Here is a 17,528-nt window from a genome sequence, read left to right as displayed (position 1 = left end):
CCCATGAGCACCACCCCTCCGGCGCGCCCGCGCCGCCGCCTCATCGACCGGCTGCCGGTCGTCCACCAGCTCCGGCAGAGCGTGGGCCTGCAGCGCGGGATGCTCGTCACCGGTCTCGTGATCACCGGCGTGTTCCTCCTCGTCGCGGCCCTCGCCCCGCTGATCGCCCCCTACGGCTACTCGCAGCTGCGCACCGGCACCGAGTCGTTCGGCGCGCAGCAGCCGCCGAGCGCGGAGCACCTGCTCGGCACCACCGTCGGCGGCTACGACGTGCTCTCGCGGGTGATCTGGGGCGCGCAGACGGCGTTCCTCGTCATCGTGGTCGCCGTCGTGCTGTCGATCTTCCTCGGCGTCTTCCTCGGTCTCGTCTCCGGCTACCTCGGCGGCTGGCTCGACCGCGTGCTCGTCGTGATCTGCGACGCGATCTACGCCTTCCCGACCCTGCTGCTCGCGATCGTGATGTCGATCGTGATCTCCGGCGGGCAGTCCAACCTCTGGTCGGGCATCTTCGCCGCCGCGGTCTCGATCACGGTCGTCTACATCCCGCAGTACTTCCGGGTGATCCGCGCCGAGACGGTGCGGATCAAGGGCGACGCCTTCGTCGAGTCGGCGAAGGTCATCGGAGCGTCGACCCCGCGGATCATGTTCAAGCACGTGCTGCGCAACGCCACCCGCACGCTGCCGCTGATCTTCACGCTCAACTCGTCCGAGGCGATCCTCACCCTCGCGGGACTGGGCTTCCTCGGCTTCGGCATCGAGCCGACCTCGGCCGCCGAGTGGGGCTACGACCTCAACAAGGCGCTGTCCGACGTGACCAGCGGCATCTGGTGGACCTCGGTCTTCCCGGGCCTGGCCATCGTCCTCGTCGTGCTCGGCATCACGCTGGTCGGCGAGAGCCTGAACGACCTCGCCGACCCGCGCCTGCGCGGTCGGCGCGCGGTGGCCGCCGGTTCCGGCGACGTCGCCGCGACGTCCGTCGTCCCGGGTGGCACCCTCCCCGCGGACGGCCTGGAGACGCCGGGACACGATCCCGTCGCCGGAGTGGAGAAGACCCGATGAGCGTCCAGCGACCCGCCGACGGCACCCGTTCCGCCGACTCGAGGCCGATCGTCGACATCCAGGACCTCGAGGTCGCCTTCGCGAGCGATCGCGGCGCGGTCCGCGCGGTCGCCGGCGTCAGCCTCCGGGTCGAGCGCGGCGAGGTGCTCGCCATCGTCGGCGAGTCCGGCAGCGGCAAGACAGTCACGGCCAAGTCGATCCTCGGGCTCCTGCCCGAGACGGCGACGGCCTCGGGCGTCATCCTGCTCTCGAAGAAGGACGGCAGCTCGTCGACCGACGTGGTCTCGGTGCCGAAGTCGCGCCTGCGCGAGCTCCGCGGCACCGACGTCGCCATGGTCTTCCAGGAGCCGGGCACCGCCCTGAACCCGGTCTTCACCGTCGGCTGGCAGATCGCGGAGGGCCTGCGCGCGCACGCCTCCGTCTCGCGCAAGGAGGCGCGTCAGCGCGCCATCGACGTGCTCCGCACCGTCGGCATCCCCGAGCCGGAGAAGCGGGTCGACTACTACCCGCACCAGTTCTCCGGCGGGCAGAAGCAGCGCGTCGTCATCGCGATGGCGCTCGTGCTCGACCCGGGGCTGATCGTCGCCGACGAGCCGACCACGGCCCTCGACGTGACCGTGCAGGCCGAGATCCTCGACCTGCTCCGCCGCTGCCGCGACGACTTCGGCACCTCGATCGTCCTGATCACCCACAACATGGGCGTCGTCGCCGACCTCGCCGATCGTGTCGCCGTGATGTACCAGGGCGAGCTGGTCGAGGAGGCGCCGGTCGCCGAGCTGTTCGCCGCGCCGAAGGCCGAGTACACCCGCACGCTGCTCGCCGCCGTGCCGCACGTGGGCCAGGGTGTCGCCCGGGCGAAGGAGCGCGCCATCGAGCGCGCCGGCGCCCCGGAGGCGGAGACGCTCGTCCTCGCCGAGGATCTGCGGATCCAGTACCCGGGCCGGCTCGGCCGCCCCGGCTTCGTCGCGGTCGACGGCGTCTCCTTCCGCATCCGTGCCGGGGAGGTGCTCGGCCTGGTCGGCGAGAGCGGCTCGGGGAAGACGACCATCGGCCGCGCGATCGCCGGGCTCACCCCCGTCACCGGCGGCTCATTGCGGGTGCTCGGCAAGGAGATGCGCGGCATCCGCGAGCGCGCCTTCCGCCCCGTCCGCGGCGACATCGGCTTCGTCTTCCAGGACCCGGCCTCGAGCTTCAACCCGCTGCTGACGATCGCCGAGTGCGTCGCCGAGCCGCTGATCGTGCACGGCCGAGCCCGCGACGCCGGCGCCGCCCGGAAGCGGGTCGACGAGCTGCTCGAGGCGGTTCAGCTGCCGCGCTCCTACGGCGACCGCTACCCGCACGAGCTCTCCGGCGGTCAGCGCCAGCGCGCCAGCCTGGCCCGCTCGCTCGCGCTCGAGCCGAAGCTGCTGATCGCCGACGAGCCGACCTCGGCGCTCGACGTCTCGGTGCAGGCGCGCGTGCTCGAGCTGTTCGCGGAGCTGCAGCGCGAGTTCGGCTTCGCCTCGCTCTTCATCAGCCACGACCTCGCCGTCGTCGACCTCCTCGCGGACCGGATCGCCGTGCTCTACCGCGGCGAGCTGGTCGAGGAAGGCACCGGCGAGGAGGTGCTGTCCGCGCCGAAGCACGCGTACACGCAGCGGCTGCTGGCCTCGCTGCCGGTGCCGGACCCGGGGGAGCAGGCCGAGCGCCGCGAGCTCCTGCGCAGCATCGTCGAGGCGGAGCGGACGGCGTGAGCCGAGCCGCCACCTCGGCGCCCATCGTCGTCGACGACCTGAGCGTCGAGTACCCGCCGCGGGGGATCAGCGGGCGCTGGACCGCCCTGCGCGGGGTCAGCCTCCGCGTCGAGCCCGGCGAGGTGCTCGGGATCCTCGGCGGCAGCGGCTCCGGCAAGTCGACGCTGGCGCGCGTCCTCGGCGGCGAGGGTCTCGACGGCCCGGCCGGCGCCGGCGCGCGGACGCGGCCGGTGATCATCGGCGGCGAGGCCACCGTCTCCGGCCACCGCCTCCGCGGCATGCCCGCCCGCGAGGTCAAGCGGTTCACCTTCGACGTCGCGCACCTCGCTCAGGACGCCGGAGCGGTGCTGCGCCCGGAGCTGACCGTCTCCGAGCTCATCGCCGAGCCGATCTTCCTCCGCGACCGGCACTACGACCCGAAGAGCGCGGCGGTGCGCGTGGCGACGCTGCTCGACTCCGTGCACCTGCCGCTGTTCCTGCTCGACCGCTTCCCCTACGAGCTCTCCAGCGGTCAGCGGCAGCGCGTCGCGATCGCCCGCGCGCTCGTGCTCGGTCCGAAGGTGCTGATCGCCGACGAGCCGACCTCGGGCATCGACGCGACCGTCCGCGAGTCGATCGTCGACCTGCTGACGGATCTCCGCCGGCAGGAGGGCTTCGCGGCGGTCGTCGTGAGCCACGACATCGACGTGCTCAGCCGGGCGACCGACCGGATCGCCGTGCTGGTCGAGGGCGAGGTGATCGCCTACGGCCCGCTGCTCGAGGTTCTGACCGAGTCGCGGCACCCCTACGTCCGTGAGCTCGGCGCCGCCTTCGCGGAGTTCGAGCGCTTCGACGCCACCCGTGCCGCGCGCACGGCGCCCGCGGAGGACGCCGGATGAGCGCGCCGCGCGTCGCCGTCCTGCCCCGGCCGAAGCCGGTCTTCGCCGACGCGATCGAGGCGGGCGGCGGCACCGTCGTCGGCGTCGAGGAGGCCGAGGCGCTGCTCTGGCTCTCCTACGGACGCACCGACGAGCTCGCCGCGGTCCTGGCGGAGCATCCGGGCATCCGCTGGGTGCAGCTGCCCTGGGCGGGCGTCGACGTCTTCGCGCCCGTGCTCCGCAGCACCGGGCATCGAGGCCTGCGCTGGACCAGCGCGAAAGGCGCCTACGCGGAACCGGTCGCCGAGCACGCCCTCGCCCTGACCCTCGCACTGCTGCGCTCGCTGCCCGAGCGCGCCCGGGCCGACTCCTGGGGAGCGAAGCGCGCCAGGACCCTGCACCGCGCGCGGGTCGTCGTCGTCGGCGCAGGCGGCATCGCCGTCGAGCTCCTGCGGCTGCTGAGCGTCTTCGACGCGCACGTCACCGTGGTGCGCCGGACCGATGCCGCCGTGGCCGGAGCCGACCGCACCGTCACCGCCGAGCAGCTGCCCGACGTGGTCGGCGACTCCGACGTCCTCGTGCTCGCGGCCGCCGCGACCGGCGGCACCGCCCGGCTGGTCGACGCCGAGCTGCTGCGGCGGCTGCCGGCCGAGGCCGTTCTGGTCAACGTCGCCCGGGGGAGCCTCGTCGACACCGACGCCCTCGTGACCGCCCTCGCGGAGGGGCGGCTCGCCGGCGCCGCGCTCGACGTGACGGATCCGGAGCCGCTGCCCGACGGGCATCCGCTCTGGAGCGAGCCTCGCTGCCTGATCACCCCGCACTCCGCCGACACCCCGGAGATGACGACGCCGCTGCTCGCCGCGCGGGTCCGCGCCAACGTCGCCGCGTTCGCCGCGGGCCGCGAGCTGCTCGGCGTCGTCGACCCGGCGCTCGGCTACTGATCCAGGATTTGGAGTTCGCGCAGACTTTGCTAAAGTAGTCACGCGCTGTTCGCCTCCGGGCGAGCGGATGATCCTCGATAGCTCAATTGGCAGAGCAATCGGCTGTTAACCGGTAGGTTCTTGGTTCGAGTCCAAGTCGGGGAGCGAAGGGCCTGGGACTCCACTCCTGGGCCCTTTTTCGTGCCCGCGAGTCGTTCCTCCGGGCCCGGTCTCCCTGCCGGGTTCCCGCGTCCCCACCGGTCCGCCGTGCTCTCTGCCACGACCCCGACCGGAGCCCCCATGCGCGACGACGTCCTCGACCTCCTCCGCCGCCGGCCCGACGTCGAGGCCCCCGATCTCGTCGCGGTCGACGCGAGCGACCGCCTCCTCCTCGACCTCGCCGCGGGGCACTCCCGGGTCGCCGTCGTCGGCGACGCCTTCGGAGCGCTGACGCTGGCCCTCGCCGCCGACGGCGTGGCGGTCTCCTCCGCCCAGGACTCGATCGTCGCGGAGCGCGCCCTCGCGGCCAATGCCGAGACGGTGCGCGCCACCGGCATCGAGCTCGCGCCCTTCACGATCGCCGACTCGATCGCCCAGGCGGTCGAGGGCGCCGAGATCGTGCTGCTGCGTCTTCCGCGCTCGCTCGACGCCCTGGCCGCCGTCGCGGCCGAGGTCGCACTCGCGAATCCCGCCGCGCAGCTCATCGGCGCCGGCCGGATCAAGCACATGTCGCTCGGCATGAACGAGGTGCTGGCACGCCGCTACGACAGGATCGACGTCAGCCTCGCGCGGCAGAAGTCGCGGGCGCTGCTCGCGAGCGAGGCGAAGGCGGACCAGCCCGCCGCCGCCGTCGCGGAGCGCCGCCGTCTCGCCGACCTCGGGCTCGAGGTCGTGGCGCTGCCGGGCGTCTTCGCCGGCGCGAAGCTCGACCTCGGCACGCGCGCGCTGCTCGCCGCGCTCGACCCGGCCGCCCTGCCCGGGGGAGTGGCGGTCGACCTCGGCTGCGGCTCCGGAGTCCTCGCCGCCTCCCTCGCCCGCGCCCGCCCGGACCTCGACGTCCTCGCCACCGACAGCTCCCTCGCGGCCGTCGAGTCCGCCGGTGCCACCGCCGAGGCGAACGGTCTGGGCGACCGCATCCGGCTGCTCCGCGACGACAACGCCTCCACGCTCGCCGACGGATCGGTCGACGTGGTGCTCTGCAACCCGCCGTTCCACTCCGACGGCGCGGTGACCGACCTCGTCGCGCGCCGGATGATCCAGGCCGCCGGCCGCATCCTCCGGCCCGGCGGGGAGCTCTGGACGGTCTTCAACTCGCACCTCGCGCACCCCGCCGAGCTGCGCCGTTCCGTCGGGCCGACCAAGATCATCGAGCGCAGCGCGAAGTTCACCGTCGCGCGGAGCCGCCGCGAGGGTTGACCGCGAGCCCGCGTCGCCCGGGCAACCGCAAGCCCCCGTCGCGCCTCCGGCTCCGACGCCCGCTCCCGGGTACCATCGCTCTCCGGCGTCCCCCGCGCCGTTCCCTGATGCCCCGGAGGCCGTCGTGCTCGAAGTCGTCCTCGTCCTCGCCCTGATCGTCGCGGCGGCGGCGATCGTGCTGTGGCGCCGCTCCGCCGCCGCCGAGCGCCGCGCGCTCGACAGCCGGGCCGAGGAGGCGGCGCGCGCCGTCGCCCTCGAGCTGTCCGTCCGGGAGCAGGAGGCGCGGCTGCGCATCGTCGGCGAGCTCGAGCAGCTCGCCGTCCGCGCCGCGTCGAAGGTGGTGGAGGAGGCCGAGAGCGTGCGGCTCACGATCGACCGCGACCCCGCCGCGGCCTCGCGCTCCGCGGGTCGGGCCGTCAGCGCCGCCGAGGCGTCGCTCGCCCAGCTGCGCCGCATCGCGACGGTCGCCGCGGTCGATCCGCGCGAGCTGCCCGCGGCAGGCGGGACGGCCTCCCTGATCGAAAGCGCCCGGGAGCGCGGCCTGGTCGTGCAGGAGGAGACCTTCGGCGAGCCGTTCCCGCTCCAGGACGGCGCGGACGTCGCCGTGATGCGCGTGCTCGAGTACGCCTTCGACGAGGCCCTCGAGTCCGGCGGCACCGGCACCGAGCTGCGGATCACCTCGCGCTGGACCGCCACCGGCCTGCGCGTCGAGGTCGACGACGACCGCGAGCGCCACGCCGGCGCCGAATCCGACGCGAGCGCCGTCGATGCGGATCTGCACGCCCTCACCGACCGCATCGACAGCCCCGCGCTCTCGGAGCTGCGCGAGCGGGCCGGCCTCTTCGGCGGCGACGTCGTCGAGAAGCGCACGCCCGGTGTCGGGCGCAGCGTCACCGCGTCCTTCCCGACCGTCCGCCACCACAACGGCGTGCACGGCGTCGACCTGGCCTAGGGCCTGCCTCGCCGCTCGGGCTCGGTCCTGCCCCGGCTCAGCTCTTCGCCGACTCAGTCCTCGAGGTGCTCGACGCCCGGGGTCCAGGACACGCCGGGCACGCCCCAGCCGCGCTTGCGGGTGATCTTCGCGACGGGCTTGGCGTACTCGTGCTCGAGGCGGTCCGTGTAGAGGACGCCGTCGAGGTGGTCGAACTCGTGCTGGAAGACGCGGGCGAACCAGCCCTCCGCCTCGATCTCGAACGGCGTGCCGTCGAGGTCGACCGCGCGCAGGATCGCGCGCTCGGAGCGCCGCAGCGGGAAGCGCTCGCCGGGGAAGGACAGGCAGCCCTCGGACTCGGTGTCCTCGTCGGCCTCGCCGAGCGGCGTCGGCGTGACGAAGAGCTCGGGGTTGATCGCGACGCCGCGGCGGGGCGTGCCGTCGTCGGCCTCGTAGTCGTAGACGAAGAGCCGCAGCGGCACGCCGACCTGCGGTCCGGCCAGGCCGACGCCGGGCGCCGTGTCCATGGTCTCGAACATGTCCGCGACGAGCGTGCGGAGCGCGTCGTCGAACTCGGTGACGGGGGCGGCGGGGGAGTGCAGGACGGGGTCGCCGGCGATGCGGATGGGGAGGACGGCCATGGGGATCAGGGTATCGCGGGCCCTGCGGACGGCCGTCCTGATCGTCATCCGCTCGTTAGCCGAGGTCCCCCGTGCGTCGGAGGATGCGCGGATCGATCGTGGGTAGGGTCGTGCCCATGCCCACTGACCTCGCCGACCTTCTGAACGACCCGGCGAAGTTCATCGGCATCCCGATCGCTCTGGTCGGGGCGGTCTTCCTCTCCCTCGGCGCTCAGTTCCAGCACCGCGGAGTCGTCAAGGTCGAGCGGTTCTCCAAGCGCTCCGGCTCGAGCGGGCTGAGCGGTGGGCAGCTGTTCGCGCTGCTCTCCCGGCCGTCCTGGGTGATCGGCACGCTGATGCTGGCGCTCGCGATCGTCTTCCAGCTCACCAGCCTCGGCTTCTCGCCGCTGATCGTCGTCCAGCCGCTCGGCGCCGTCGCCCTCGTCATCACGGCGATCGTCAACGCCCGGGTGAGCAAGGTCCGGCTGAACGCGTCCTCGATCCGGGCGATCATGCTCTGCGTCGGCGGCGTCGGGGTCTTCGTGCTGGTGGCCGCCTTCAACGCGGTCGACGAGTCGATCCGGACGTCGCAGCTGATCACGATCCTGGTGATCCTCGCGGTCGTGATGACGATCTTCGTCATCGCCTTCCGCGTCTTCCGCAAGAAGGCCCGGGCCATCTTCTACATCCTCGGCGCCGGCGTCGTCTACGGCTTCGTCGCCACCCTCGCCAAGGTCGTCCTCAACCGGATCAAGTTCGGCGAGTTCGACCCGCTGACCGTCGTCTGCATCGTGGCGCTCCTGGCCGCGACCGCGCTCGGCGGCTACTTCGTGCAGAACGCCTACGCGTCCGGGCCGCCCGACCTCGTCGTCGCCGGTCTCACCGTCGTCGACCCGCTCGTCGCCGTGGCGATCGGCATCATCGTCCTCGGCGAGGCGCAGTACGCCGCGCCGTGGGCGATCCCGCTCTTCATCGCGGCGGGAGTGGTCGCCATCTGGGGCGTCTTCCTCCTCGCGAAGCACCACCCGCAGGCCCGCTGAGCCGCCCGACGCGAGGCGCCGCAATCCCCGGATCCGGCGCTCTCCGCGCCTACACTGGGACCGCTTCGAGACGCCGTGCACCCGCCCGAACCCACGCCGATCGCTCCTTCCTCCGAGCGACACGACATCGTTAGGACCCACTCCGTGTCAGATCCCCGCGACGCGTCACGACCCGAGTCGTCGACCGGTGAGCCCGCCCCGGCGGACGCCGCCCGCCGCCCGCTGACCGTCGTGATCGGCTGCGACACCTTCGCCCCCGACGTCAACGGAGCCGCCAAGTTCGCCGAGCGCCTCGCCGCCGGCCTTCAGGCGCGCGGCCACGAGGTGCACGTCGTCGCGCCGTCGGCCGACGGCTGGAGCGGCACCCGCGTCGAGAGCCACGAGGGTCAGCGGATCATCGTGCACCGCCTCTTCAGCCTCCGCTGGTACCCGCACGACTGGCTGCGCTTCGCGCTGCCCTTCCGCATCCGCCAGAACAGCGCGCGGATCCTCGACGAGGTGAAGCCCGACGTCGTGCACTTCCAGTCGCACGTCATCGTCGGCCGCGGTCTGGGCCAGGAGGCGGCGAAGCGCGGCATCCGCATCATCGGCACGAACCACTTCATGCCCGAGAACATGCTCGAGTTCACGCTGCTGCCCAAGGCCGCCCAGGCGAAGGCCGTGGCGATGGCGTGGCGGGCCGCCCGCCGCACCTTCGGCCGCGCCGAGGCCGTGACCACGCCGACCCGCAAGGCCGCGCAGTTCCTCGAGAAGTACACCGGTCTGCAGGGCGTGCACGCCATCTCCTGCGGCATCGACGCCGACAACTACACGCCCGACTTCACCCCGCGCACCGCCAACCGCATCCTCTTCGTGGGGCGCGTCACCGGCGAGAAGCACATCGATGTCCTCCTCCGCGCGGTAGCGCTGCTCGATCCTTCGCTCGACGCGCAGCTCGAGATCGTCGGCGGCGGCGACCAGATGCGCAATCTGCAGCAGCTCGCCACCACCCTCGGCATCGCCGACCGCGTCCACTTCGCCGGCTACGTCTCCGACGCCGAGCTGAAGCAGGCGTACAGCCGCGCCACCGTCTTCGCGATGCCCTCCATCGCCGAGCTGCAGAGCATCGCGACCATGGAGGCGATGGCCTCGGCCCTCCCCGTGGTCGCCGCCGACGCGATGGCCCTCCCGCACCTCGTCCACGAGGGCGAGAACGGCCACCTCTTCGAGCCCGGCAACGCGCAGGCCCTCGCCGACGGCCTCACCGACGTCCTGACGGCCGAGCCCGAGCGCCTCGAGGCCCTCAAGCGCAGCTCGCTCCGCATCGTCGCCGCCCACGACATCAACCGCACGATCAGCACTTTCGAGAGCCTGTATCGTGGGGAGCCGGTGGCCGATCCGGCCGCCGACGCAGCGTCCGCTCCGGCAGGCCGAGCCGCCTCCTGACGGTCCGTCCCGCTCCCTCGGGTGCCGCGGGGCGTTAGCTCAGCCGGTCAGAGCAGCGGACTCATAATCCGTCGGTCACGGGTTCAAGTCCCGTACGCCCTACGTCCGTCTCTCGTTCCCCACTGCGGCGGAGACGTCCTCCGTCGTTCGTGGAGCCGCCGCGGAGGAGACGCCTCACGGTGTCGGAGCACTCGTCACGGCCTCCGCGATGACGTCGGCGAGCATCGTCGAGTACTGGATCGTGAGGTGGCTGGAGTCGGCGTGGACCGGCGTGGTGCCGACGAAGCCGGGACAGCGCTGGTGTGCGCAGAACCAGCCGAGAGTATCGACGTGCTCGGCGGGACTGCCCTCGAGGGCCCGCTTCTCCGCGGCGATCGTGGTGGCGAATTCGCGCGACGGCGAGGTCACGCAGTCCGCCGGTGAGGCGAAGGCCGTCGCGCACTCGCGCATCTGCTTCCCCTCGGGAGGAGAGGACAGCACGATCATCCTGTCGCTGCTCGAGGAGATGCCGTCGACGGTCCGGCGGAGGCCGGCGGCGAGCTCCTCGGCGTGCTCAGCGGGGGAGCCCGGCGACGTCATCCGGAGGATGGTCCCGTGGGACTGGGCGAGGATCGTCAGCTCCGGTGCGATCTCGGCCACCCGCTCCTGCCGCCACTCGTGGATCTCGTCGCACTCCGGGTAGGCGGCGCCGGTGCCGTGAGTCACGCTCACGAAGGAGGCGGGGCACTCTCCGCGGGTCAGCGGGTGGATGCGGTAGCCGAGCGGCTCGAGCGCGGCCTTGATGCCGGGCGACCAGGCGATGGCGAACGAGTCGCCGAGCACGACGACGTCCAGGCCCGTGTCGGTGGGGCCGCTCTCGCAATCGATGCTCTGCTGCGTCGTGGTGATGTCCAGGCAGTCCGGAGTCGTGACGGACGAGAACAGCGCCTCGGTGCTGAGATCGGCGATCGGCGGGTCGAACTCGGGGAAGGTCGTCGATGCCAGCGCCTGCTCGATCCGTCCCGTGAGCTCCGTCGCAGCGGTGACGGGCGCCGCTGGGCTCTCGGACGCGGCCGATGCGGTCGGCGTGAGCGGCCCCGGGGCGGCGCCCGCGGGCGGTGGCGGCGGCGGGGTGAGGGCGATCGAGACGGGGACGATCGTCGCGACGGCGAGGGCTGCGACGGCGCCGATCCTCAACCGAGGTCCGAAGACGCCCCACCAGGTGTGCCACGCCTGACGCCGTTCCCGCCGTCGTCCACCGGCCAGGAGAGGCGACGCCTGCGCGGGCTGCTCGATCAGGTGGTACGACGCGATCGACAGGACGAGGGCCGCGATCAGCGAGGACGCGACGAGGAGTGGCGACCCCGCGGGGAAGAAGGAGCCGGCGAAGACGACGGCGGGGAAGTGCCACAGGTAGAGCGAGTACGAGATGTCGCCGAGGAAGGTCGACACCCGGTTCGTCAGTGGCAGGAGGTGAGTCGCCTGGCTCCGCGTCCCGCTGTTGGCCGCGAGGACGAGGACGGTGGAGAGGACGGGCAGCAGCGCCCACGGGGCCGGGAACGGGAGCTCGTCGTCGATCAGGGCGAAGGAGACTCCGATGCCCGCCAGCCCGGTCCAGGCGAGGACCGGGCGCACGGCGGCAGGCAGGTGTGCGAGCCGGCCGGCGAGCACAGCGAGGATCGCGCCGGCGCCGAGCTCCCACGCCCGGCTGAGGGTCGAGAAGTAGGCGACGGTCGGGTTCGCCGTCGACTCCGTCATCGCCCAGGCGAAGGAGGCCACCGTGAGGAGGCCGATGACCACCCCGACCGCGGTCCGAGCGGCGGAGGCCGGGCGTCGCGCGACCGAGACCGTCAGCCAGAGGACGAGGAGCATCAGCCCCGGCCAGACCAGGTAGTACTGCTCCTCGACGGACAGCGACCAGAAGTGCTGAAGCGGGGAGACGGCGTCCCCGCTCCGGAAGTAGTCCGTCCCGATGGCGGCGAAGCGCCAGTTCGCGGTGACGAGGAAGGCGAAGAGCGAGTCGACTGCGACGCTCTCGAACTGGCGCGAGCCGTACAGGGCCGCGGCCGCGGCGAGGGTGGCGAGCAGGACGACGATCGCTGCCGGCACAATCCGCTTGATGCGCCGCGCGGAGAAGTCGAGGAGCGAGATGCGCCCCGAGCGCTCCCACTCGCGGAGGAGGAGCCCGGTGATCAGGAAGCCGGAGACGACGAAGAAGACGTCGACTCCGACGAATCCGCCCGACGGCCAGGCCAGGACGTGATCGAGGACCACCGCGACGACGGCGACGGCGCGCAGGCCCTGGATGTCGCGCCGACTGTGCGTTCCACCCGACGAGGTGCCCGCACCCGGACGTCCCGTGGTCTGCAGGACCGTGCTCTGCGACATCCGCACTCCCCTTCCGCGGTGCCTCGAGAGGAGGTCCCGCGGAAGCACCGGTGGAGTTTTGCACGCTCGCGCTGCGGGGCGTCGCGATGTCGTGCGGTGCGTGCTCCGGCTGGCGCCGACCGCCGCGCTCGGGAAGGACTCCGCCCCCGAGCTGATGATCGGTCGTCGGGGTCCGAGCCGGTGGAGCTGTGGGGTCAGGCGTCCGGGCGGGACTTCTTCAGGCGGGTCTTCGCGGCGCGCTCGGTGAGGACGGAGAGGTAGTCCTGGACCGGGCGGTCGGCGAGGGAGTCGAGCTCCTTCTGGACGGCCGACTCCACCTCGGCGGCGGGGCGGTCGGGGAAGCGGGTGCGCAGGCGCGCGGACACTTCGGAGACGATCTGGTCGAGGTTCACTTCAGCGGTCACGGGCGGATCTTCCTCCCTCCTGGTTAACGGACGGTGTTGTGCACACGTCGACCGCGCGGGCGCTAGCACGTCCGCCGCCCGGAAGCCCGTAGTGGCCGCTCCCCGCACGACGTGGTTCGCTGTTCTCGTGCCTGACCTCCCGATGTTCCCGCTCGGCTCCGTGCTGCTGCCGCACATGCCGCTCCCGCTCCGGCTGTTCGAGCCGCGGTACCTGCGGATGCTCGGCGACGTGCTCGAGGACGACACGCTCTCCTTCGGCGTCGTCCTGATCGAGCGCGGGCAGGAGGTGGGCGGCGGCGACCAGCGGTTCCCGATCGGCACGGTCGCGCGCATCCTCAACATCGACGGCGCCGAGTCGTTCGTCACCCTCGACAGCGTCGGCGAGAACCGCTTCGAGGTCGTCCGCTGGTACGAGGACGACCCGTACCCGAAGGCCGAGGTGCGCCCCGTGGCTCCGCTCGAGTGGGCGCCGGAGCACGAGGAGCTGCTGCGCTCCGCCGAATCGGCGGTGCGGACGGCGCTGGCGGTCGCGAGCGAGTTCGTCGAGCAGCGCTACGGCGCCGTCGTCGAGCTGGCCGAGGACCCGGCCGCGCACGCCTGGCAGCTCGCGGGAGTCGCTCCGGTCACCGAGCTCGACCGGCTCGCGTTCCTGCGCAGCACCTCGATGGTCGAGCTGCTGGAGGCCGTGCGCGAGCGCTCGTCCGAGGCGACGGAGTCGTTCCGCGCCGGCTGGGCCTGACCGACGGTCTCCGCTGACCGCTGGGGCACACCTCACTCCTCGAGCGCGACTCCGCGCTCGGCGGCCAGCTTCGCCAGGTCGTCGACGACGACGAGCGCCATCCGCACCGAGCGGTCGCGGCGGTACTCCTCGGCGTCCGCGTCGATCAGCGGCGCCCGATCGAGGGTCTCCTCGATCGACTGCGACAGCTCGCGCCAGGCGTCCTGCCGGGCGTCGTCGACGAGCGCGGCCAGGTACTGCTCGTCCCGCGCACGCTTGCGCAGGGAGTCCGCCACCGACAGCGAGAGCCGCTCGCGGTGGTCGAGGTTGTCGATGTCGGCCGAGCGGTAGTCGTGCACGTGGTCGGAGCGGCCGCCGACCAGGGTCGCGTCCGCGGCGATGGCGCGCAGGCGCTCGGCCGCGGCCTCCGACTCGTCCGCGAGCTTCTCCAGCTCGGCGGCGGCGATGACGGAGTAGTGCCGGACGTCGAAGGCGACGCCCTCGGCCAGGCCGTCCATCAGCACGCGGTTCTTCACGGCCATCCGGCTCGCGTACTGGGCGAGCAGCAGGCCCTCCTCCGCGGCCTCCTCGACCGAGACGGGCTCGCGCGACGGGTTCTCGTCAGGGTCGTACGGCTCCATCTTGAACCTGCGTCGACGGCGGAACCACACGCGCGTCACCTGCACCCTCGTCCGAGCGCCCCGCCCGCCGGAGCACCTCTTCGAGAGTACCGGTCGGGCGGGCGCGATGGTCGGCCGCTCAGGCGTCCCGCCAGTCGTCCTGCAGGAGGTGCGAGCCGGCCTGCGGGCCCATCTGCAGCATGCCGCCGTCGACGACGTAGGAGGATCCGGTGATGTAGGCGCCGGCGGGGGAGACGAGGAGGGCGATCACGGCCGCGATCTCGCGAGCGTCGCCGGAGCGGCCGAGCGGGATGCCCGGGCGGTCGATGCCGTGCGGATCCACGTCCTCCGCGTCGTTCATCGGGGTCGCGATCTCGCCGGGCGCGACGGCGTTGGCGGTGATCCCGTAGCTGCCGAGCTCGAGGGCGGCGACCTTCAGCAGTCCGCCGAGTCCGTGCTTGGCGGCGACGTAGGCGCCCGCGCCGACGCGGGGCTGGTGCTCGTGCACGCTGGTGACGCCGATCAGCCGGCCGCCGGTGCCCTGCTCGACCATGATCCGGGCGGCGCGCTGGAGGCCGACGAACGCTCCGTCGAGGTTCAGCGCCACGACCTCGCGCCAGCTGTCGAGGCTCTGCTCGAGGAAGGCCTCGCCGCCGCCGCCCCCGGCGTTGTTGACGAAGACGTCGAGCCCGCCGAGCCGCCGGGCCAGGTCGTCGATCACGTCGCCCACCGTGTCGAGCTCGGTCGCATCGAGACGGGCGACCTCGGCGCGGCGGCCGTGCGAGCGGACCTCCTCGGCGGTGTCCTGGGCGCCCTGCTCGTCGCTGTGCCAGGTGATGCCGACGTCCATGCCCGCCTCGGCGAGGGCGACAGCGGCGGCCCGGCCGATGCCGGAGTCCGAGGCCGTGACGACGGCGCGAGTGGGTCGGAAGTCGCGGGGTCCCTGGGTCATGACGTCTCCTGTTCCGAGGAGGCGCGGCGCCCCCTCGGTCCCGATCCCAGCACCAGGGCCCGGAGGGCGGGACCCGCTTGACACGCCGGTCGGCGGCGTCGTGGGCGTGGCGGATGCCCGGGCGGGCGCCCGGATCGAGTTGACTGTCCCGATGGACTCCCGACGCATCTCCGTCGTCGTCCCCGTCAAGGACGACGCCCGGCACCTCGAGCGGCTGCTCGCCCTCCTCGCCGAGCAGACCCTCGCCCCGTTCGAGATCGTCGTCGTCGACGACGGCAGCACCGACGACAGTGCCGACCTGGCGCGCGCGGCGGGTGCGCGGGTCATCGTGCACGGCGGCAGCGGCATCCCGGCCAGCACGGCCCACGGCTTCGACGAGGCGGAGGGCGACGTGCTCGCCCGGCTCGATGCGGACTCGCAGCCCGACCGGCACTGGCTCGCGAGGATCGCGGCCCACTTCGCCGATCCGAGCGTCGGAGCGGTGACGGGCCCAGGCCGCTTCGTCGAGCTCGGGCCGGTGGCGCGGACGCTCGCCCGCATCGTCTACATGGACGCGTACTTCGTGCTGATGGGCTCCGCGCTGGCCAACTGGCCGCTCTTCGGCTCGAACTGCGCCGTCCGCCGCTCGGCCTGGCAGGACATCGCGGGGGAGATGCACCGCGACGACCCGTACGTGCACGACGACGTCGAGATCAGCGTGCACCTGGGGCTGCGCCACCGGATCGTGTACGACCGCCACCTCGAGGTCGGCATCTCGGCGCGTCCCTTCGGCGCGGCGACCGACATGGTGCGGCGCCTCGATCGCGCGCTGCACACGCTCCGGCGGCACCCCGGACTCGGGGACCCGGTGCAGCGCTGGACCCACCGCACCCGGCGCGGGCACGTCGACCGGTTGCGGGCCCTCGCCGCCGCCCGCCGCTCTCCCCGTTAGGACTCCGCCGAGGTCGCGGCCGGAGCCTTCGTCGGCCGCGGGTCGTCCTTCGGCATCGCGCGGACCGCGAAGAGCATCCCGACCGCGAGGACCGTCAGCGCGATGCAGACGAAGCGGGTGCCGGCCGCGAGCCCCTCGGGCGTCGGATCGCCGCCGCCGGCCTGGGCGTTGACGATCGCGCCGAACACCGCGACGGCGATCGCACTGCCGATGTTGCGGGCGAAGAAGTTGGTCGACGACACGACGCCGCGCTCGTTCCACTCGACGCTCGCCTGCGCGCGGATGAGCGTCGGCGTCGCGACCAGGCCCATGCCGGCGCCGATCAGCACGCAGAAGCCCGCGATCTCCCAGAGGCTCGAGGAGGCGCCGAGGAGGATCGTCAGCCCGGTGCCGACCGTGACCAGCGCCGCCCCGAGGAAGGCCGTGCGCCGGAAGCCGATCCGCAGGTAGAGCCTGCCGGAGAGGCTCGCCGCCACCGGCCAGCCGATCGTCATCGCGGCGACCGCGAAGCCGGCGCCGAGGGCGGAGCTGCCGAGGACGCCCTGCGCGAAGGTCGGGAAGTAGGAGGTGACGCCGAGGGTGATCGCGCCGACCGTCACCGAGACGAGACTCGTCGAGAGCAGCACCCGCCGCGTGAGCACCCAGAGCGGCAGCACCGGCGCGACCGCCCTGCGCTCGATCGCGACGAAGCCGGCGAAGGCGAGCGCCGCGACGACGAAGACGCCGACACCCGCTGGGGAGAGCCACGGCCAGGCGCTGCCGCCCTCGAGCAGGCCGAGGATGAGCAGCGCCGTGCCGACGGCGAGCACCGACGCTCCGGCGAGATCGAGCGGGGTGCGCTCGCCGCGGGTGGTCTCGCGGAAGCTGCGGATCAGGAGGAAGGCGGCGAGCAGGCAGAGCGGGATGTTGACCAGGAAGATCCAGCGCCAGGCGCCCAGATCCGACAGCACACCGCCGAGGGTGGGGCCGACGACCGAGGAGATGCCCCAGACGCTCGCGAGGTAGCCCTGGGTCTTCGCCCGCTCGGCGACCGTGTAGATGTCGCCGGCGATCGTGATGCCCATCGGCTGGATCGCTCCGGCGCCGAGGCCCTGCAGGGCGCGGAAGGCGATCAGCGCGGGCATGCTCCAGGCCAGGCCGCAGAGCAGCGAGCCGACGAGGAAGAGGCCGATCCCGATCAGCATGATGGGCTTCCGGCCGATCACGTCGGAGAGCTTGCCGTAGAGGGGGACGGAGACCGCCTGCGCGAGCAGGTAGATCGAGAACAGCCAGGGGAACTGCTCGAAGCCGCCGAGGTCCGCGACGATCGAGGGCACCGCGGTGGAGAGGATGGTCGCGTCGAGGGCGACCAGCGCGGTCGAGATCATCAGCGCCAGGAGGATCGGACCGCGCTCGGAGCGCAGTCCGACGCTCGCGCGCGTGGGGGAGTCGGTCATTCCGCTCACGCTATTGCAGAGCCGGGCGATGGAACGGGGGCTCGACGCACTCGGTAGACTGGCCCTATGGAACTCGTGCTCTGGCTCGTCGTAGCCGCC

The 17,528-nt window shown here is 72.8% G+C and carries 16 protein-coding genes and 2 tRNA genes; 12 read left to right on the top strand and 6 right to left on the bottom strand.

The features are described 5' to 3' along the window. Positions 1 to 3: 3 nt before the first annotated feature. The 7 genes from HRK28_RS01780 to HRK28_RS01750 all read left to right on the top strand — a co-directional run bounded on the left by HRK28_RS01780 (position 4) and on the right by HRK28_RS01750 (position 6,937). A complete protein-coding gene (locus tag HRK28_RS01780; protein WP_173250242.1) occupies positions 4 to 1,059 on the top strand; it encodes an ABC transporter permease in 1,056 nt (351 codons plus the stop codon). Further along, positions 1,056 to 2,792: an ABC transporter ATP-binding protein gene (locus HRK28_RS01775; RefSeq protein ID WP_173250241.1), complete on the top strand. Its 1,737-nt coding sequence runs from the start codon at positions 1,056 to 1,058 to the stop codon at positions 2,790 to 2,792. Before HRK28_RS01780 ends, HRK28_RS01775 begins: the two co-directional genes overlap by 4 nt. Continuing rightward, positions 2,789 to 3,670, top strand: a complete 882-nt coding sequence (locus HRK28_RS01770; protein ID WP_367948320.1) for an ATP-binding cassette domain-containing protein — start codon at positions 2,789 to 2,791, stop codon at positions 3,668 to 3,670. Before HRK28_RS01775 ends, HRK28_RS01770 begins: the two co-directional genes overlap by 4 nt. After that, entirely contained in the window at positions 3,667 to 4,590 is a 924-nt protein-coding gene (locus HRK28_RS01765) for an NAD(P)-dependent oxidoreductase (protein WP_173250240.1), read from the top strand. The genes HRK28_RS01770 and HRK28_RS01765 overlap by 4 nt, the downstream gene beginning before the upstream one ends. Positions 4,591 to 4,661: 71 nt before the next feature. Further along, positions 4,662 to 4,734: transfer RNA gene (locus tag HRK28_RS01760), tRNA-Asn, on the top strand. Between the two features lie 135 nt (positions 4,735 to 4,869). After that, positions 4,870 to 5,985: a class I SAM-dependent methyltransferase gene (locus tag HRK28_RS01755; protein ID WP_173250239.1), complete on the top strand. Its 1,116-nt coding sequence runs from the start codon at positions 4,870 to 4,872 to the stop codon at positions 5,983 to 5,985. A 124-nt stretch (positions 5,986 to 6,109) separates the two neighbouring features. Then, entirely contained in the window at positions 6,110 to 6,937 is an 828-nt protein-coding gene (locus HRK28_RS01750) for a hypothetical protein (RefSeq protein ID WP_173250238.1), read from the top strand. A 53-nt stretch (positions 6,938 to 6,990) separates the two neighbouring features. Here HRK28_RS01750 and def read toward each other — a convergent pair whose 3' ends face one another. Beyond that, entirely contained in the window at positions 6,991 to 7,557 is a 567-nt protein-coding gene (gene def, locus HRK28_RS01745; protein ID WP_127886296.1) for a peptide deformylase, read from the bottom strand. Between the two features lie 116 nt (positions 7,558 to 7,673). Between def and HRK28_RS01740 the strand changes: the two genes are divergently transcribed. The 3 genes from HRK28_RS01740 (at position 7,674) to HRK28_RS01730 (ending at position 10,103) form a co-directional block, all read left to right on the top strand. Continuing rightward, positions 7,674 to 8,576 (top strand): DMT family transporter, encoded by a 903-nt coding sequence (locus tag HRK28_RS01740; RefSeq protein WP_160088679.1) that lies wholly within the window; start codon positions 7,674 to 7,676, stop codon positions 8,574 to 8,576. Between the two features lie 234 nt (positions 8,577 to 8,810). Next, positions 8,811 to 10,001, top strand: a complete 1,191-nt coding sequence (locus HRK28_RS01735) for a glycosyltransferase (RefSeq protein WP_173250955.1) — start codon at positions 8,811 to 8,813, stop codon at positions 9,999 to 10,001. Positions 10,002 to 10,029: 28 nt separating this feature from the next. Then, positions 10,030 to 10,103: transfer RNA gene (locus HRK28_RS01730), tRNA-Ile, on the top strand. Between the two features lie 72 nt (positions 10,104 to 10,175). Here HRK28_RS01730 and HRK28_RS01725 read toward each other — a convergent pair. After that, positions 10,176 to 12,368 (bottom strand): acyltransferase family protein, encoded by a 2,193-nt coding sequence (locus tag HRK28_RS01725; RefSeq protein WP_173250237.1) that lies wholly within the window; start codon positions 12,366 to 12,368, stop codon positions 10,176 to 10,178. Positions 12,369 to 12,562: 194 nt separating this feature from the next. Beyond that, entirely contained in the window at positions 12,563 to 12,772 is a 210-nt protein-coding gene (locus HRK28_RS01720; RefSeq protein WP_173250236.1) for a three-helix bundle dimerization domain-containing protein, read from the bottom strand. A gap of 127 nt (positions 12,773 to 12,899) precedes the next feature. On the opposite strand from HRK28_RS01720, the gene HRK28_RS01715 reads away from it, so the two are divergent. Next, complete coding sequence (locus HRK28_RS01715) at positions 12,900 to 13,511, top strand: LON peptidase substrate-binding domain-containing protein (protein ID WP_160088777.1); 612 nt, start codon at positions 12,900 to 12,902, stop codon at positions 13,509 to 13,511. A 32-nt stretch (positions 13,512 to 13,543) separates the two neighbouring features. On the opposite strand, the gene HRK28_RS01710 is transcribed toward HRK28_RS01715, so the two are convergent. Both HRK28_RS01710 and HRK28_RS01705 read right to left on the bottom strand, forming a co-directional pair. Further along, positions 13,544 to 14,131, bottom strand: a complete 588-nt coding sequence (locus HRK28_RS01710; protein ID WP_160088779.1) for a hypothetical protein — start codon at positions 14,129 to 14,131, stop codon at positions 13,544 to 13,546. Between the two features lie 118 nt (positions 14,132 to 14,249). Beyond that, positions 14,250 to 15,062 (bottom strand): SDR family oxidoreductase, encoded by an 813-nt coding sequence (locus HRK28_RS01705; RefSeq protein WP_173250235.1) that lies wholly within the window; start codon positions 15,060 to 15,062, stop codon positions 14,250 to 14,252. Positions 15,063 to 15,213: 151 nt separating this feature from the next. Between HRK28_RS01705 and HRK28_RS01700 the strand changes: the two genes are divergently transcribed. Further along, positions 15,214 to 15,993 (top strand): glycosyltransferase family 2 protein, encoded by a 780-nt coding sequence (locus tag HRK28_RS01700; RefSeq protein ID WP_173250234.1) that lies wholly within the window; start codon positions 15,214 to 15,216, stop codon positions 15,991 to 15,993. Here HRK28_RS01700 and HRK28_RS01695 read toward each other — a convergent pair. Beyond that, positions 15,990 to 17,429 carry an MDR family MFS transporter gene (locus tag HRK28_RS01695; protein WP_160088785.1) on the bottom strand — a complete coding sequence of 480 codons (1,440 nt, stop codon included), beginning with the start codon at positions 17,427 to 17,429 and terminating at the stop codon, positions 15,990 to 15,992. The two genes, HRK28_RS01700 and HRK28_RS01695, sit on opposite strands and share 4 nt — an antisense overlap. Between the last annotated feature and the right edge of the window lie 99 nt (positions 17,430 to 17,528).

It is taken from the genome of Rathayibacter sp. VKM Ac-2835 (assembly GCF_013266705.1).
Classification (GTDB): Bacteria; Actinomycetota; Actinomycetes; order Actinomycetales; family Microbacteriaceae; genus Rathayibacter.
The sequence above is the reverse complement of the archived record's forward strand: the minus strand, read 5'-3'. Positions and strand labels throughout refer to the sequence as shown.

Excerpts from the sequence above, each read along its gene's own strand:
- HRK28_RS01780 (WP_173250242.1), top strand. The coding sequence starts at position 4 with ATGAGCACCACCCCTCCGGCGCGCCCGCGCCGCCGCCTCATCGACCGG.
- HRK28_RS01725 (WP_173250237.1), bottom strand. The coding sequence starts at position 12,368 with ATGTCGCAGAGCACGGTCCTGCAGACCACGGGACGTCCGGGTGCGGGC.
- HRK28_RS01695 (WP_160088785.1), bottom strand. The coding sequence starts at position 17,429 with ATGACCGACTCCCCCACGCGCGCGAGCGTCGGACTGCGCTCCGAGCGC.
- HRK28_RS01710 (WP_160088779.1), bottom strand. The coding sequence starts at position 14,131 with ATGGAGCCGTACGACCCTGACGAGAACCCGTCGCGCGAGCCCGTCTCG.
- HRK28_RS01765 (WP_173250240.1), top strand. The coding sequence starts at position 3,667 with ATGAGCGCGCCGCGCGTCGCCGTCCTGCCCCGGCCGAAGCCGGTCTTC.
- HRK28_RS01775 (WP_173250241.1), top strand. The coding sequence starts at position 1,056 with ATGAGCGTCCAGCGACCCGCCGACGGCACCCGTTCCGCCGACTCGAGG.
- HRK28_RS01700 (WP_173250234.1), top strand. The coding sequence starts at position 15,214 with ATGGACTCCCGACGCATCTCCGTCGTCGTCCCCGTCAAGGACGACGCC.
- HRK28_RS01740 (WP_160088679.1), top strand. The coding sequence starts at position 7,674 with ATGCCCACTGACCTCGCCGACCTTCTGAACGACCCGGCGAAGTTCATC.
- def (WP_127886296.1), bottom strand. The coding sequence starts at position 7,557 with ATGGCCGTCCTCCCCATCCGCATCGCCGGCGACCCCGTCCTGCACTCC.
- HRK28_RS01705 (WP_173250235.1), bottom strand. The coding sequence starts at position 15,062 with ATGACCCAGGGACCCCGCGACTTCCGACCCACTCGCGCCGTCGTCACG.
- HRK28_RS01755 (WP_173250239.1), top strand. The coding sequence starts at position 4,870 with ATGCGCGACGACGTCCTCGACCTCCTCCGCCGCCGGCCCGACGTCGAG.